Source organism: Exiguobacterium qingdaonense, from assembly GCF_018617855.1.
Classification (GTDB): domain Bacteria; phylum Bacillota; class Bacilli; order Exiguobacteriales; family Exiguobacteriaceae; genus Exiguobacterium; species Exiguobacterium qingdaonense.
The window spans coordinates 270,983-286,999 of sequence record NZ_JACSKY010000001.1 but is presented as its reverse complement, the minus strand read 5'-3'; the positions used below and the strand labels follow the sequence as shown (position 1 = coordinate 286,999).

Sequence of the window (16,017 nt, the reverse complement as noted above, 5' to 3'; positions counted from 1 at the left end):
CTTTCTTGTATGTAAAAGCCAGAAGGAGGGATGAGAGTGTCCAAAATAACAGAAGCCGTTGAGTCGATTGCGTTGCCGATCGTTGAACGGGAAAACATGGAATTGGTTGATGTGGAATTCGTAAAAGAAGGTCCAGACTGGTTCTTACGTGTCTACATTGACAAACCGGGGGGCGTCGATCTAGACGATTGTGTCAAAATCAATGAACAGCTCTCGGAAGAACTAAACGAAACCGATCCGATTGAACAGGCTTATTATCTTGATGTCTCGAGTCCTGGTGCGGAGCGTCCGCTGAAAAAGCCGAGCGACTTCGAACGTGCTGTAGGCAAAAACGTCTACATGAAAACGTTCGCTCCGATCGATGGTGCCAAAGAGTTTGAAGGAATTTTGACGGCATATGATGGGGAGACGGTCGTGATCGAGACGCGCATCAAGACTAGAAAAAAAGCGGTATCGCTACCGATAGACAAAATCGCACAAGCCCGCTTAGCGGTCACGTTTAGTTAAGGAGAGGGAAGAAGATGGGTCCACAATTACTCACTACAATCGAACAGATTGCCAAAGAAAAAGGAATCGACAAAAATATTATTATCGAAGCACTTGAACAAGCGCTCATCTCTGCGTATCGCCGCAACGTGGCGAACCCGAACGAGCACGTGAAAGTTGAGTTCGACCAAGTGACGGGAGATATTCGTGTCTACGCACTGCTAGAAGTGGTGGAGCGCCTCTCGCAACCAGACCAACAGCTTTCACTTGAAGAGGCACATGAGATTGACCCGAACTATGAGCTCGGTGATTTTCATAAAGAAGAAGTGACACCGAGCGATTTCGGACGTGTCGCGGCGATGACGGCAAAACAAGTCGTCACGCAAAAAATGCGTGAAGCGGAACGTGAGCGCATCTACAACCATTTCGCTGACAAAGAAGACGAGATCATGACAGGAATCGTGGAACGTTTTGACCCACGCAACTTGTATATCGGCCTCGAAAACAACATTGAAGCTGTCCTTACACCGAACGAGCAGATGCCAAACGAGTCATACCAAATTCATGACCGCATCAAAGTATACGTCACAAAAGTCGATTCGACGACGAAAGGATCTGGAGCCGCGATTCAAGTGTCGCGTACGCATCCTGGACTGTTACGTCGTTTATTTGAACTTGAAGTGCCTGAAATCTCGAACGGGACGGTTGACGTGATGTCGGTATCACGTGAAGCGGGAGACCGTTCAAAAATCGCTGTACACTCGGATATCGTCGACCCGGTCGGCGCATGTGTCGGGCCGAAAGGACAGCGTGTCCAAACGATCGTTGACGAATTGAATGGTGAGAAGATTGACATCGTCCGTTGGTCTGAAGACCCGAAAGAGTTCGTACGTAACGCACTTAGCCCTGCACAAGTAGTGGCTGTTTATGTGAATGAGCCAGCTAAATCGACGACAGTCGTCGTACCGGACTATCAGTTGTCACTCGCCATCGGGAAGCGTGGACAAAATGCGCGTCTCGCTGCGAAATTGACAGGTTGGAAAATCGACATTAAGAGTGAGACTGACTCAGAAGCGCTCGATTTGTTCGATACGTTCGCTGAAAAAGTTGAATCAGAACCAGAAATTGTTCAAAATGAAGTAGAACAAGAATTAGTAGATGCTTCGGTTGAAACGACTACGGTGAAAGAAGAGGAATGACCATGAAGCAAAAGAAAGTTCCTTTGCGCAAGTGTGTGGTCACACAAGAAATGCTCCCGAAAAAAGAATTGGTTCGTGTCGTTCGGACGCCTGAAGGTGACGTGGTCATCGATCAGACGGGTAAAGTGAACGGTCGCGGCGCTTACTTATCAAAAGATATCGAAGTCGTTCGTCAAGCAGAAAAGAAACGAACGCTCGACCATCACTTGAAAGTAAAGACGAGCGATGACTTGTATGAGCAGCTGAAAGCTGTCGCAGGTGGCGAATCATGAATCAGTGGGAATCATTGTTAGGCCTCGCCGCTCGAGCGAGGAAAGTAACGATGGGAGAAGAGTTTGTATTAAAGGATGTACGAGCGGGTCGTGCGAAGCTCGTTATTCTAGCCGGAGATGCAGGTGCCTCGACAAAAAAACGAGTCACGGACAAATGTGCATCTTATCAAGTGCCGCTGATTGAAGTGAGCGATCGTTATACAATCGGCGCCGCACTCGGTAAAGATATGCGTGTCGTCGTATCGGTGACAGAATCCGGATTTGCGAACAAGCTTAAGCAACTTCTCTCTTAACTATTAACGGAGGTGGATGCTTTGGGAAAACGCGTCTATGAATTTGCAAAAGAACAGAATGTTACAAGTAAACAAGTCATTACTCAATTAGAGAAATTAAAAAAACCGGTGAAAAACCACATGGCTGTCCTTGATGAAGAGACAGTTAAACAATTGGACCGCGTGTTCAATCCTGAAAAATACCGTGCTGAGAAGCAAACTGAGGCAAAAGCGACATCAACGTCGAACGAGCCGAAACAAGAGAAAAAAGAAGCACCAAAAGCACGTCCTCAAGCTGGGCAACAAAATCGTGGCGGTCAAAACAATCGCGGTGGTCAAACACGTAACGACAACCGTAACAACGACCCACGCAATAAAAAACGCGGAAAAGGGAAAGGGAAAGGCAAGCCGGTAAAAGCGGCCGTGCCACAAGAAGCCGACCCGAATTCGAAGACGAGTCAGCGTAAAGCGGCACGACTCGCTCAAGAGGCGGAGATGGGCAATGTCATCAAGTATGACGATGTTCTCACCGTATCTGACCTCGCTTCAAAAATGAATAAAAAACCGAATGAAATCATCATGAAATTGATGGGTCTCGGTGTCATGGCGACAATCAACCAGACACTTGATGATGAAACAGTTGAACTGCTCGCATCCGAGTTTGGTTTTGAAGTTGAAAAAGAAATCGTCGTGGATGAAACGGACTTTGAAACGGTTGAGATTGATTTCACGGAATACGATCTTGAAGAGCGCCCAGCGGTCGTCACTATCATGGGTCACGTCGACCACGGGAAAACGACGCTTCTTGACTCGATTCGAAACACGAAAGTCGTGGCTGGAGAAGCAGGTGGAATCACGCAGCATATCGGTGCTTATCAGGTTTCGGTGAACGATAAGAAAATCACGTTCCTCGATACGCCAGGTCACGCGGCATTTACAACGATGCGTGCCCGCGGTGCGGAAGTGACAGATATCGCCATCATCGTCGTCGCTGCAGATGACGGTGTCATGCCACAAACAGAGGAAGCGATCTCGCACGCGAAAGCTGCGAACGTTCCGATCATCGTGGCAGTGAACAAGATGGACAAAGAAGGAGCGAACCCTGACCGTGTCAAGCAGGAGTTGACTGAATTCGGTCTCATTCCTGAAGAGTGGGGTGGCGAAACGATCTTCGTCCCAATCGCTGCAATCAAAGGCGAAGGAATCGATGAGTTGCTCGAGATGATCCTTCTCGTGTCTGAAGTAGAGGAATATAAATCAACGCCAGACATGCCGGCTCGTGGTTCGGTCATCGAAGCCAAGCTCGATAAAGGACGTGGACCGGTCGCGACGCTTCTCGTCCAACACGGTACGCTCCGCATTGGAGACCCGATCGTCGTCGGTAGCACGTTCGGTCGTGTCCGGGCGATGGTCAACGATATCGGTCGCCGTGTGAAACAAGTCGGTCCATCTACACCGATTGAAATCACAGGTTTGAACGACGTCCCGCAAGCCGGAGACCAGTTCATCGTATTCGAAGATGAGAAGAAAGCGCGTGCCATCGGGGAGAAACGTTACCAACGTTACCTCGAGTCACAACGTCGTGAATCGGCGAAAGTCAGCCTAGACGACTTGTTCAGCCGTATTCAGGAAGGCGAAGTGAAAGATTTGAACGTCATCATTAAAGCAGACGTTCAAGGTTCTGCCGAAGCATTGGCTGGTTCACTCCGCAAGATTGATGTCGAAGGTGTCAAAGTCAACATCGTGCACCAAGGTGTCGGTGCAATCACGGAAGGTGACGTGATCCTCGCATCAGCGGCGAACGCCGTCATCATCGGATTCAACGTCCGTCCTGACGGGAACGCCCGTTCAATGGCTGAACAAGAAAACGTTGAGATGCGTCTCCACCGTATCATTTACAACGCGATCGAAGAAATTGAGAGCGCGATGAAAGGGATGCTTGACCCAGAATTCGTCGAAGAAATCACTGGTCAAGTTGAAGTCCGTGACGTCTTCAAAGTATCGAAAGTCGGTACGATTGCAGGTTGTTATGTGACAGAAGGTAAAATCACACGCGACGCCGGTGTCCGTGTCATTCGTAACGGAATCGTCGTATACGAAGGTAAACTCGATACGCTTCGCCGCTACAAAGATGACGTGAAAGAAGTGGCGACAGGCTATGAGTGTGGAATCAAAGTAGAGAAGTTTGATGACATCAAAGTGGAAGACGTCATCGAAGCGTTCGTCATGAAAGAAGTCGAACGGAAATAATGTGAGGAGGGATCACGTATGAATATTCGTGCCCAACGTGTTGCCGAGCAAATGCGCAAAGAGATTACAGATGTCTTGTTACGAGAAGTCAGTGACCCGCGTACTAAAAACGCTACAATCACGAGCGTCGATGTGACAGGAGACTTACAACAAGCAACGGTCTATTATACGGTGCTCGGTGATGAGGAAGATGTGAAAGCAGAGACACAAGCTGGTCTTGATAAGGCGAAAGGATTTATCCGTCGCGAAATCGGGAACCGCATCCGTCTTCGTAAAACACCAGAAATCTCGTTTGAATACGACTCATCGGTCGCATATGGTAGCCATATCGATTCATTGATTCGTGATTTGAACAAAGACCAATAATTTGAAAGGGGAGACATCGTTCTCCCTTTTTTGTATGGAGGGATGAAGTTGGAACCGAACGGAGTGCTCGTACTTGATAAGGACAGCGGGATGACAAGTCACGATTGTGTATTTAAACTAAGGAAGTTGTTCCAGACGAAAAAAGTTGGTCATACCGGCACGCTCGACCCGGAAGTGACGGGTGTTTTACCCATCTGTTTAGGGCGTGCGACAAAATTGTCCCGGTTTATAACGGATGAAGGCAAGCGCTATGTCGCCGAAGTGACAATCGGGACCTCGACGATGACCGAGGATGCACATGGCGAAATCGTTGAACAAAAATCTGTCGCTATGAGTGAAATCGATGCAGCACGAATCGATGAAGCGATGCGTCAGTTGACCGGCACGATTGAACAGATTCCTCCGTATTATTCAGCAGTCAAAGTGAATGGGAAGAAACTCTATGAGTATGCGCGAAAAGGACAAACGGTAGAACGCCCCCGTCGCTTGGTCGAGATTCATCGTTTGGAGCGGACGAGCGAACTGGCGTTTGAAGGAGGCGTGTGTCGATTCAACATGGCAATCGAATGCGGGAAAGGGACGTATATTCGAACACTCGCTGTACAAATTGGTGAAAAGCTCGGTTACCCCGCTCATATGAGCGAACTTCGCCGTACGAGTTCTGGGTCGTTCGATGAGACGATGGCGGTATCGCTTGAAACATTGCAGGCTCTTGACACGGTCGAGGAACGTCTGGCGTATGTGATTCCACTCGAAGACGTGATTAAACGCTGGCCCGCCTTGACGATTCCAAAAAATCGGGAACGCTATATCCGTAACGGCGGGAAGCTGAACGACGTTTCACTCGAATTTGAGTTGTTTACTGTCTATAATGAAGAAGGAATCCCTCTTGCTATTTACAAAAGACAAGAAGGAACGACAGACGCTACAGTCGAGGTCATGCTTGCCATCGACTAAGGGGGAATTTGACAGTATGGAAACAAGACATCTCACCTATCCAGATCAACCTGATTTGTATCCATCGGTCATGGTACTTGGATTTTTTGATGGTGTCCACAAAGGGCATCAATCTGTAATTGCGCACGCGAAGCGTGTGGCGGCGGAGCACAACCTTCCGGTGACGGTCGTCACGTTCGATCCTCATCCGAAACAAGTGCTCTCGAATAAACCGGATGCGATCCGTTATATTACACCGCTGTCCCGAAAGTTAAAGCGCATTGAAGCACTCGGTGTAGACCGTTGCCTCGTCCTGACGTTTACAAAAGAGTTGGCCGACTTGTCACCGCAACAGTTTGTCGATGACTATTTGATTGCTGCCGGTGCCGTACACGTGACAGCAGGTTTTGATTACTCTTATGGCAAGTTCGGTGAAGGGACGATGGAGACACTTCCGTACCATGCGCGTGACCAATTCACGACGTCCGTCGTCACAGAACAGACGATGGATGGTGAGAAAGTGTCGTCTACAAGGATCCGTAAGCTGTTGGCAGAAGGGGAGGTAAACGAGGCTCATCAGCTTCTCGGAGCTCCCTATGTCATTTGCGGAGAAGTCATTCACGGAGACGCGAGAGGGCGCACCATCGGTTTCCCGACAGCGAACGTCTTGATGGACGCATCGTACGTCATGCCACGCCTTGGTGTGTATGCGACACGGGTCACGCTCCCGGATGGCCGCACGTTCCATGCGATGACAAACGTTGGACGACGTCCGACGTTTTATGAGACGGGGTCGGTCTCTGTCGAGAGTCATCTTTTTGACTTTTCAGAGGATTTATACGGACAACTGATCGAGATTGAATGGATTCAATTCATCCGAAACGAGCGTGCGTTCGACGGTTTAGATGCATTGGTCACCCAACTGAAACAAGATGAGGAGACGGCCCGCTCAATCCTATCTTGACTTTCAAGAGCGGGTACGCTATCCTTGTCAAGTACGCAAAGTACACCGTTTCGCTTGGCTGGTCGATTCACCAACGCCGGCTCGGCAACACGGCAATTTTTCATTAAATGGAGGTGGAGAGGCAATGGCACTCTCAAAAGAACGTAAAAACGAAATTATCGCGGAATTCGCGACAAAACAAGGTGACACTGGTTCACCGGAAGTACAAGTGGCTGTGTTGACTGAACAAATCAACACGTTGAACGACCACCTTCGTACACACAAGAAAGACCACCACTCACGTCGCGGTCTCTTGAAAATGGTTGGACGTCGTCGTAACTTGCTTACGTACCTTCGTAACAAGGACGTTACGCGCTACCGTGAATTGATTCAACGCCTCGGTCTCCGTCGTTAATCGATCGAGACTGTTTAACGGGCTGGGACAATGTCCTAGTCCGTTTCTTCTTTTTAAAGAAAATGATTAGACATTCGTAGGAATGAGTTACATAATAAACTAGATAAGGTTTGAGAGGAGAATGTACATGTTAGGTACGAAACAAGTATTCTCTACAGAATGGGGCGGACGCCCGCTGTCTGTAGAGGTCGGCCAACTTGCGAAGCAAGCAAACGGCTCGGCGCTCGTGCGTTATGGAGATACGGTTGTCCTTGCGACAGTGACGGCTTCAAAGGCACCAAAAGATTTAGACTTTTTCCCATTGACGGTCAACTATGAGGAGAAATTGTACTCGGTCGGTAAAATTCCAGGTGGGTTCCTCCGCCGCGAGGGACGCCCAGGTGAGAACGCGATTTTGACATCACGTCTCATCGACCGCCCGATTCGTCCGCTCTTCCCAGACGGGTTCCGTCATGACATTCAAGTCATGATTTACGTCATGTCAAACGACCCAGACTGTTCGGCTGAAATGGCCGGTATGCTCGGTACGTCGATTGCGCTCTCGATTTCAGACATCCCGTTCGATGGCCCGATTGCCGGAGCGACGGTCGGACGTGTTGACGGTGAGTTCGTCGTTAACCCGACGACAGCTCAGCTCGAACAGACGGACCTCGAACTCCAAGTCGCCGGAACGGCAGATGCGATCAACATGGTTGAAGCAGGCGCGAGCGAAGTACCGGAAGACGTCATGCTCGAGTCGATTTTGTTTGGACACGATGAAATCAAGAAACTAGTTGCGTTCCAATCAGAAATCGTAGAGGCTGTTGGGAAACCGAAGTTCGAATACACGGTATCGAAATTTGATGACGCCTTAACAGAAGAACTCGAGGCGGCTCGTCCAGAAATCAACGCGGCGGTCCAAGTCGAAGAAAAGCATGCACGTGACGAAGCGATTAATGAAGTGATTGCTAAATACGTAGCTGCCTATGAAGAGACGCTCGCCGATGAACCAGCCAAGTTGAAAGAAGTGTCTGGCATTTTGAACAAATTCGTTAAAGACGAAGTCCGCCGTTTGATTACGGTCGACAAAGTTCGTCCGGACGGTCGTCGTCCTGAAGTCATCCGCCCGCTCGCATCAGAAACTGGCTTATTGCCACGTGCACACGGTGTCGGTCTCTTCACGCGAGGTCAAACACAAGTCATGTCGGTTGCGACACTCGGTGTGATCGGGGACGCGCAAATTATCGACGGAATCGGTTTGGAAGAGAACAAGCGCTTTATGCACCACTACAACTTCCCGCCGTTCTCAGTCGGTGAAGCTCGTCCGGTCCGTGCGCCAGGTCGTCGTGAAATCGGTCACGGTGCACTCGGTGAACGTGCGCTTCTTCCAATCATTCCGAAAGAGGCAGACTTCCCATACACGATTCGTCTCGTCTCGGAAGTACTCGAATCAAACGGTTCAAGTTCACAGGCTTCAATCTGTGGATCGACGCTCGCCTTGATGGATGCTGGTGTACCGATCAAAGCGCCAGTCGCCGGGATTGCCATGGGTCTCATCATGGAAGGTGAACACTACACGGTCTTGACGGATATTCAAGGACTTGAAGACCACCTCGGTGATATGGACTTCAAAGTAGCGGGGACGAAAGACGGAATCACGGCTCTTCAAATGGATATCAAGATTGCCGGAATCACGCGTGAGATTCTAGAGGAAGCGCTCGAACAGGCACGTGTCGGTCGGTTGCACATCCTTGACCACATGCTCGAGACGCTAGATACGCCACGCACGCAATTGTCGAAATATGCTCCGAAGATTGTGACGATGACGATCAATCCGGATAAGATCCGCGACGTCATCGGACCAGGTGGTAAGATGATTAACAGCATCATCGACCAAACCGGCGTCAAGATCGACATCGAACAAGATGGTACGGTCTTCATCGCTTCGACGGATCAAGAAGGAATCGACCTTGCCATGTCCATGATCGGTGACATCGTCCGTGAAGTCGTCGTCGGGGAAGTATACGATGCAACGGTACGCCGCATTGAGAAGTTCGGCGCGTTCGTCGAGTTATTTAAAGGGAAAGATGCACTCGTACACGTATCCGAATTCAGCCTTGAGCGTGTCGCTAACGTCGAGGATGTCGTGAAGCTCGGTGATTCGATTCAAGTCAAAGTCACTGAAATCGACGACAAAGGTCGTGTCAACGCATCGCGTAAAGCGCTCATCTTAGAAGGGTTGTCTCCTGAAGAGCGCGAGGCATATGAAGCGAAACGGAAGGCAGCACGTGAAAGCCGTCCACCTCGCGAAGGCCGTCCGCCACGTCGTGACGGGGACCGTCGTCCACCGCGCTCGACAAATTAATTATTCTGGCCATCGTCTTGGTGCGATGGCCTTTTTCATAGGAGTGAGGATATGGAACAAATGACATTAGAGAACGGTGTCCGCATCATCATCGAACCGATTGAAGGTTCGCGCAGCACGTCGACCGGGGTGTTTATTAAAGCAGGCACACGGACGGAGTCGTTTGAGAATATCGGCATCAGTCATTTGATTGAGCATATGTTATTTAAAGGGACAAATAAGATGAGTGCAAAAGAGATTGCTTCATTTTTCGATGAGCTCGGAGGAAGCGTCAATGCGTTCACTTCAAAGGACCATACATGTTTTTACGTCAAGACGCTCGATGAACATGCGGTCATGGCGTTTGACGTGCTGACAGATATGTTGTTTGAGTCGCTACTTGACGAAGCGGAGCTCGAGAAAGAGAAGCGGGTCGTGGTGGAAGAGATTAAAATGTATGAGGACACGCCGGAGGACCTCGTCCATGAACTGCTGGCCATTGCCGCATATCGGGACGACCTCCTCGCCCAACCAATCCTTGGAACAGAGGAGAGCGTCAATCGATTGACGCGGGACGAACTCGTTCGTTATCTAGAGGAGCGGTATACGGCACATGAGATTGTCGTCTCGATTGCGGGGCATGTGTCTAAAGAATTGATTGAGTCCGTGAAGCGCAGGTTTGCCAATATCCCTTCAAGGGAATCATCGAATGAGTTCCATCGACCAACGTTGTTTCATGACACGTTGACGAAACAGAAGGATACGGAACAAGCCCATCTTTGTTGGAATTACGAAGCGATTCCCGCGAATGACCATCAGTTACCACATTTGGCATTGATGAATAACGCGATCGGTGCGACGATGTCCTCACGATTGTTTCAGTCCATTCGTGAAGAAGAAGGTTTGGCCTATTCCATTTATTCTTATTACACGACGTTTGCCGATCACGGCACGTTCACGATTTATGTCGGAACTTCTCCGAAAACATTGAAACGAGTTGAACACATTCTCGAAAGAGAGTTGAAGCGACTCATTGAAGAAGGGTTGACCGATGAAGAAGTGGACAAAGGGAAGCGGCAGTTGAAAGGCTCGCTCGTCCTCGGGAACGAAAGCACGAGTGCACGTATGAACCGGAATGGACGGAATCTATTGTTACTCGATGAAGTGGAGCCGATTGAACAGGTGATTCAGAAGGTGGAACGGATTGAACGGAACGAGGTCAATGCATTGATTAAACAGGTGCTCAGCCTTCAACCAGCGAAGTCTTACGTCCTCCCGAGCGAAGCGTGACTTGAAACCGAATTGTAAGTTCTCTACACTGATTAAGAGGTATTCTTTAGTTTGGATAGGATACAGGTGAAAGAAGGGAAAGACTTGAACTTAACAGATTTAGTGAAGACGATACAGTTAATTAATCAACCTAATCTTGAAGGCATCGTCGTGACCCATGTGACGACGGATTCACGAGAAGTGATACCAGGGACACTGTTTGTCGCAATCAAAGGGTATACGGTCGATGGACACGAATATGCTTCACAAGCAGTGGCAAGTGGGGCGGTGGCAGTCGTCAGTGAACGACCGCTCGATCTGCCAGTGCCCAACCTGATTGTGCGTGACAGCTCGCGTTCGATCGGGTTGTTGGCTTCGGCCTTTTATGCGTATCCGTCTGAACAGATGCGTTTATTCGGAATCACAGGAACGAATGGAAAGACGACAACGACGACGATTTTGCGAGATGTCCTCGATGTTCTCGGTCACTCGACTGGATTGATCGGGACTGTTGAAGTACGAATCAATGACAAGGTCGTCCCAAGTAAAAACACGACACCTCAAAGTTCAGAACTTCAACAACTGCTGGCGCAAATGAGAGACGAAGGTGTAACGGATGTCATGATGGAAGTGTCCTCTCACGGTCTTGAACTCGGACGAGTCATCGGAGCGGACTTTGACATCGTCGGATTCACAAACTTAACGCATGATCATTTAGATTTTCATGGAACGTTTGAAAATTATGCACGGGCGAAAGGTCTACTCTTCTCACAGCTCGGTCAACAGGCATCACAAGGGAAAGTAGCCGTCTTGAACGCAGATGATGCTCAAAGTGCCCTTTATGAGACGATGACTGGCGCAAAAGTGTTGACGTACGGAATTGATACGACGGCGGATTTGATGGCATCAGACATCGAACAAACGTTGTCTCAGACGAGTTTCGTATTGAACTATCAAGGCGAGCGTTTACCGGTGACCGTGCAGTTCATCGGTCGTTTCAACGTGTACAATCTGTTGCTTGCGACCGGTTGTCTCCTCGCGGCAGGATATTCTCTCGACCGAATCGCAAAAGCACTTGAGAAAATTCATCCGGCTAAAGGGCGGATGCAACGATTGAACGTACCAGGCTATAACGTTTATGCAGATTATGCCCATACACCGGATGGAATCGAGCAATGCTTGAAGTCTCTTGTCGGTGTACCAAAAGAAAACATCATCTTTTTAATCGGTACGGGCGGAAATCGTGATATTACAAAACGTCCTGCGATGGGTGAGATGGCATCGACTTATGCCGGCACCGTCATCATTACGACGGACGATCCACGTTTCGAGCCGTACGAGACGATCACAAAAGGGATTGCGGCCGGGATGACCCATGACAATTATGTTGAGATCGGCGACCGAGAAGAGGCGGTACGTTATGCTGCAAGGTTGGCCAAGCCGGACAACATTCTCGTATTGGCCGGTAAAGGACATGAGAAATATCAGATTATCGGAAATGAGAAATTACCGCTCGATGAAGAGGCAATCGTTCGAGCTACCATTTTGAATACGGAGGAAGCATGATTTATGGCAGTACAACCAGTTAAGTTGACAGAAAAAGAACATGATGACTTCGTCAAGGCACACGATCGAGGGGATCTGTTGCAACTATCGAGTTGGGGAGACGTGAAACGTCAAAACGGTTGGATATCAGAACGTGTCGCAGTGGCGCGAGATGGTTTGACGACCGGTGTTGCACTACTCTTGTTCAAACGCGTTCCGAAACTACCATACACACTATGTTATGCCCCGCGCGGATTTGTCGTGGACTACGATGACTTAGCGTCCCTACAGGAGCTCGTAAAAGAAGCGAGACGCGTGGCATCGACACATAAGGCGGTTGTCATAAAAATCGACCCGAATATCGACCGGGATGAGATGCCGGGATTATTGACCGAGATGGAAGCCATCGGATTTAAACATAAAGGATACGGGGGCGGCTTTGACTATGCCCAACCTCGGTTCACAATGGAGACGGATTTGCGACCGAATGAAAAAGACATTTTCGCAAAGTTTCATCACAAGTTCCGGTATAACGTCCGTTTAGCAGAGAAGAAAGGGATTGTCTGTAAGGAAGTCGGACGTGACGGGTTAAAAACGTTTGCTGACCTCATGAAGGTGACGGGGGAACGTGACGGGTTTGCCATTCGTGGTCTCGATTACTTTGAGAACCTATACGATTGTCTGCAACCGAATGACGCCCGTCTCTTCTTGACGAAGCTTGAACCTCAAATTGCACTCGATCAACTTCAGACGACGCTTCAAAAGGCGAAAACAGATTTGGAGAAAATTGGACGCAATCTAGAGAAAGAGACGGTCGAAAAGAAACGGACGAGCCTTCTCAATCGCAAGGAGCAGACAGAGGCACAAATTGTGAAAGCCGAACAAGCGTTACCTGAACTCGTCGAACTGAATCAGACATACCCTGATGGTCTCGTCCTGTCAGGTGGGTTGTTGACACTCGCCGGACGTCGTTCTTATTACTTATACGGTGCCTCATCCAACGAGTTTCGTGAGTTCATGCCGAATCACTTGATGCAATGGACGATGATGAAGGCGGCTAAAGAGAGTGGAGCGGAGCGATATGACTTCGGTGGGATTTCAGGTAGTACAGACCCGGATGATGAGTATGCCGGATTGTACGCCTTCAAGTCTGGTTGGGGAAGTGACGTGATCGAGAAAGTCGGAGAGTTCGACCTCGTCTTGAATCGTCCATTATATATGGCATTTGAAAAAGGATTACCAATTCTAAAAGGGCTACGTAAACGGTTAAGAAGATGAGATGGACTGGCGTATTATCACTTGCGATGATTGCCTTTCTAATTGGGGTCACGCTCGCCTATTTCTACATGCAACCCGATCCGGTGCCATGGGTGGATGAACCGACGTTTGAGGCGGACATGTGTGTACGAGATATGGAAGCGGAGAATGCGGTTCTAGCGAGGACGAATATCGATTTCGATCAATTGCACCCTCATGTCGCGAATCGAGGTGCCTCGTTCGTACGATTGGCACATTCTTGTCTAGATCTCGAGATCCGACTTACATCGGGATTTCGTTCGACCAAAGAACAGAATGACCTGTATGCACAAGGTCGTTCTGAACCAGGTCGCATCGTGACGAATGCTAAAGCAGGTCAAAGCTATCACAATTACGGACTTGCGATTGATTTCGTCATCATCTATAACAATAAAGTGGATTACGATTTGAGCACTGACCGGAATCGAAATGATCTACCGGATTGGCAAGAACTCGGTGAATTAGGGAAGGCGCTCGGGTTCGAATGGGGAGGGGACTGGAACTCATTTCCTGACTATCCTCATCTTCAAATGGACTTTGGTTTGTCGATTCGACAGCTGAAAGCAGGCAAACGACCGGACAAGGAAGCAACCATTCCAGTTGCTGATACACTACAGCCTCTACTAAATTGAACGGGAATGTTGGCAATGAAGCCGTTTTCCGCTACAATATTCAGTAGCGATAAGGGACGGAACAGAATATGAATCAATTAGGAGGTTTTTGTTAGTGTCAAAAAAGAAGACAGAGAATGTTAGCGTCTTTGCGCTTGGAGGCGTAGGCGAAATCGGGAAGAACATGTACGTCGTGGAACTAGACGACGACATCTTCGTGATCGATGCCGGTCTCATGTTTCCGGGCGATGAGATGCTTGGGATTGATATCGTCATCCCGGATATCACGTATTTGAAAGAAAATAAAGAGCGCGTACGGGCGATTTTCATCACACACGGTCACGAGGACCATATCGGTGGACTTAGCTACGTGCTACGCGACTTGAAACACGTTCCAGTATATGGGACGAAATTAACACTTGGGTTGATTGAACTAAAATTAAAAGAGGCCGGCTTATTGAAAGAGGTCGACCTTCGCATGATTGACGCAAAAACGAAATTGACTATCGCTGATCATTTCATCACGTTCTTCCGCGTCAATCACTCGATTCCTGATTGTGTCGGGGTTTGCATTCAAACCTCTCAAGGGGCGATCGTTCATACTGGAGATTTCAAGTTTGATTATACGCCCGTTGATGGAAAACAATCCGACTTTAACAAGTTGGCTGCAATCGGACAGCGAGGAGTACTCGCGTTACTTTCAGACTCGACGAACGCTGAGCGACCGGGACAAACCGGTTCAGAGTCGATTGTTGGCGCCGAATTGAACGATGTCATCTATCAAGCGGAAGGCCGAGTCATCGTGGCGTCGTTCGCGTCGAACGTCCATCGCCTGCAACAAGTCTTCGCGGCAGCAGAAGCAAACGACCGTAAAGTCGCCGTCGTCGGTCGCAGTATGGTCAACATCGTCGAAGTCGCCCAAAAACTGAACTATTTACGCTTCAAAGCGAAGACACTCGTCGAGTTGTCACAAGTGAATCGTCTTCCCGACGATAAAGTCGTCATTTTGACGACTGGTTCACAAGGTGAGCCGATGGCGGCATTGACACGCATGGCACGCAATGCGCATAAACAGGTCAATATCCGTTTGAACGATACCGTCGTCATTGCGGCCACTCCGATTCCGGGGAATGAGAAGTCCGTTTCAAAAACAATCGACTTATTGTTCCGCTCAGGCGCAAATGTCATTTACAATCAGCGTAAAGTACACGTATCTGGACACGGTTCGGCCGAAGAGTTGAAGTTGATGCTCAACCTCGTCAAACCGAAATACTTCCTCCCGATTCACGGAGAGTATCGGATGCAGATGGCGCATTCAAAATTGGCTGAACAAGTCGGCGTAAAGCCAAACAACATTTTCATCGTTGAAAAAGGGGATGTCGTCGAATTCACCGGTCGAAAAGCCCGAATGAGCCGTAAAGTACCTGCAGGGAACGTCTTGATTGACGGAATCGGCGTCGGTGACGTTGGAAACATCGTCTTACGTGATCGTCGATTGTTGTCACAAGACGGGGTTGTCCTTTGTGTGGTCACGTTGAATCGGAAACAGAAGAAATTGATTTCAGGACCTGAGCTCATCTCACGTGGATTCGTTTATATGCGCGAGTCAGAAGAGATGATTTCAGAGGCAAACCGGATTGTCACGAAACAGATTGAAAAGAGTCTGCAAGCTGGCAGTGATTGGACCGAATTGAAATCAAATATCCGCGAGCGGCTGAGCGTCTTCTTGTTTGAACAGACGAAACGTCGTCCGATGATCTTGCCGATCATCATGGAGATTTAATGGAATGAGAGTGAGGCAAAAGTCATCCGACTTTTGCCTTCTTTTTTTAGG

Annotated in this window: 15 protein-coding genes; all 15 read left to right on the top strand. The window is 48.9% G+C overall.

Annotated features, from left to right (window positions below):
* The first annotated feature begins 36 nt into the window (after positions 1–36).
* The 15 genes from rimP to KNP00_RS01360 all read left to right on the top strand — a co-directional run bounded on the left by rimP (position 37) and on the right by KNP00_RS01360 (position 15,966).
* The gene (rimP, locus tag KNP00_RS01430) at positions 37–507 is read left to right on the top strand and encodes a ribosome maturation factor RimP (RefSeq protein WP_215141564.1); all 471 of its coding nucleotides are present in this window, start codon (positions 37–39) and stop codon (positions 505–507) included.
* A 14-nt stretch (positions 508–521) separates the two neighbouring features.
* The gene (nusA, locus tag KNP00_RS01425) at positions 522–1,685 is read left to right on the top strand and encodes a transcription termination factor NusA (protein ID WP_215141562.1); all 1,164 of its coding nucleotides are present in this window, start codon (positions 522–524) and stop codon (positions 1,683–1,685) included.
* Positions 1,682–1,957, top strand: a complete 276-nt coding sequence (gene rnpM / locus KNP00_RS01420; RefSeq protein ID WP_215141560.1) for an RNase P modulator RnpM — start codon at positions 1,682–1,684, stop codon at positions 1,955–1,957. Before nusA ends, rnpM begins: the two co-directional genes overlap by 4 nt.
* A complete protein-coding gene (locus tag KNP00_RS01415; RefSeq protein WP_215141558.1) occupies positions 1,954–2,250 on the top strand; it encodes a YlxQ family RNA-binding protein in 297 nt (98 codons plus the stop codon). The genes rnpM and KNP00_RS01415 overlap by 4 nt, the downstream gene beginning before the upstream one ends.
* A 21-nt stretch (positions 2,251–2,271) precedes the next feature.
* On the top strand, positions 2,272–4,479 hold the full coding sequence (gene infB, locus KNP00_RS01410; RefSeq protein WP_215141556.1) for a translation initiation factor IF-2: 2,208 nt from the start codon (positions 2,272–2,274) through the stop codon (positions 4,477–4,479).
* A gap of 18 nt (positions 4,480–4,497) precedes the next feature.
* Positions 4,498–4,845 carry a 30S ribosome-binding factor RbfA gene (gene rbfA / locus KNP00_RS01405; protein WP_215141554.1) on the top strand — a complete coding sequence of 116 codons (348 nt, stop codon included), beginning with the start codon at positions 4,498–4,500 and terminating at the stop codon, positions 4,843–4,845.
* Between the two features lie 42 nt (positions 4,846–4,887).
* Entirely contained in the window at positions 4,888–5,802 is a 915-nt protein-coding gene (truB, locus tag KNP00_RS01400; protein ID WP_240542647.1) for a tRNA pseudouridine(55) synthase TruB, read from the top strand.
* Positions 5,803–5,818: 16 nt separating this feature from the next.
* Complete coding sequence (locus KNP00_RS01395; RefSeq protein ID WP_215141550.1) at positions 5,819–6,745, top strand: bifunctional riboflavin kinase/FAD synthetase; 927 nt, start codon at positions 5,819–5,821, stop codon at positions 6,743–6,745.
* 124 nt (positions 6,746–6,869) lie between these two features.
* Entirely contained in the window at positions 6,870–7,139 is a 270-nt protein-coding gene (gene rpsO, locus KNP00_RS01390) for a 30S ribosomal protein S15 (protein ID WP_074037213.1), read from the top strand.
* 127 nt (positions 7,140–7,266) lie between these two features.
* Positions 7,267–9,483 carry a polyribonucleotide nucleotidyltransferase gene (pnp, locus tag KNP00_RS01385; RefSeq protein ID WP_215141549.1) on the top strand — a complete coding sequence of 739 codons (2,217 nt, stop codon included), beginning with the start codon at positions 7,267–7,269 and terminating at the stop codon, positions 9,481–9,483.
* A 51-nt stretch (positions 9,484–9,534) separates the two neighbouring features.
* Positions 9,535–10,752, top strand: a complete 1,218-nt coding sequence (locus tag KNP00_RS01380; protein WP_215141547.1) for a M16 family metallopeptidase — start codon at positions 9,535–9,537, stop codon at positions 10,750–10,752.
* An 84-nt stretch (positions 10,753–10,836) separates the two neighbouring features.
* The gene (locus KNP00_RS01375) at positions 10,837–12,297 is read left to right on the top strand and encodes a UDP-N-acetylmuramoyl-L-alanyl-D-glutamate--2,6-diaminopimelate ligase (protein WP_240542646.1); all 1,461 of its coding nucleotides are present in this window, start codon (positions 10,837–10,839) and stop codon (positions 12,295–12,297) included.
* 3 nt (positions 12,298–12,300) lie between these two features.
* A complete protein-coding gene (locus tag KNP00_RS01370) occupies positions 12,301–13,554 on the top strand; it encodes a lipid II:glycine glycyltransferase FemX (RefSeq protein WP_215141545.1) in 1,254 nt (417 codons plus the stop codon).
* Positions 13,551–14,204, top strand: a complete 654-nt coding sequence (locus tag KNP00_RS01365) for a M15 family metallopeptidase (RefSeq protein WP_215141543.1) — start codon at positions 13,551–13,553, stop codon at positions 14,202–14,204. The genes KNP00_RS01370 and KNP00_RS01365 overlap by 4 nt, the downstream gene beginning before the upstream one ends.
* A gap of 94 nt (positions 14,205–14,298) precedes the next feature.
* Positions 14,299–15,966, top strand: a complete 1,668-nt coding sequence (locus tag KNP00_RS01360) for a ribonuclease J (RefSeq protein WP_215141541.1) — start codon at positions 14,299–14,301, stop codon at positions 15,964–15,966.
* The last annotated feature ends 51 nt before the right edge of the window (positions 15,967–16,017 follow it).

Excerpts from the sequence above, each read along its gene's own strand:
- rpsO (WP_074037213.1), top strand. The coding sequence starts at position 6,870 with ATGGCACTCTCAAAAGAACGTAAAAACGAAATTATCGCGGAATTCGCG.
- rnpM (WP_215141560.1), top strand. The coding sequence starts at position 1,682 with ATGACCATGAAGCAAAAGAAAGTTCCTTTGCGCAAGTGTGTGGTCACA.
- KNP00_RS01395 (WP_215141550.1), top strand. The coding sequence starts at position 5,819 with ATGGAAACAAGACATCTCACCTATCCAGATCAACCTGATTTGTATCCA.
- truB (WP_240542647.1), top strand. The coding sequence starts at position 4,888 with ATGAAGTTGGAACCGAACGGAGTGCTCGTACTTGATAAGGACAGCGGG.
- pnp (WP_215141549.1), top strand. The coding sequence starts at position 7,267 with ATGTTAGGTACGAAACAAGTATTCTCTACAGAATGGGGCGGACGCCCG.
- KNP00_RS01370 (WP_215141545.1), top strand. The coding sequence starts at position 12,301 with ATGGCAGTACAACCAGTTAAGTTGACAGAAAAAGAACATGATGACTTC.
- KNP00_RS01380 (WP_215141547.1), top strand. The coding sequence starts at position 9,535 with ATGGAACAAATGACATTAGAGAACGGTGTCCGCATCATCATCGAACCG.
- rbfA (WP_215141554.1), top strand. The coding sequence starts at position 4,498 with ATGAATATTCGTGCCCAACGTGTTGCCGAGCAAATGCGCAAAGAGATT.
- KNP00_RS01365 (WP_215141543.1), top strand. The coding sequence starts at position 13,551 with ATGAGATGGACTGGCGTATTATCACTTGCGATGATTGCCTTTCTAATT.
- nusA (WP_215141562.1), top strand. The coding sequence starts at position 522 with ATGGGTCCACAATTACTCACTACAATCGAACAGATTGCCAAAGAAAAA.
- KNP00_RS01415 (WP_215141558.1), top strand. The coding sequence starts at position 1,954 with ATGAATCAGTGGGAATCATTGTTAGGCCTCGCCGCTCGAGCGAGGAAA.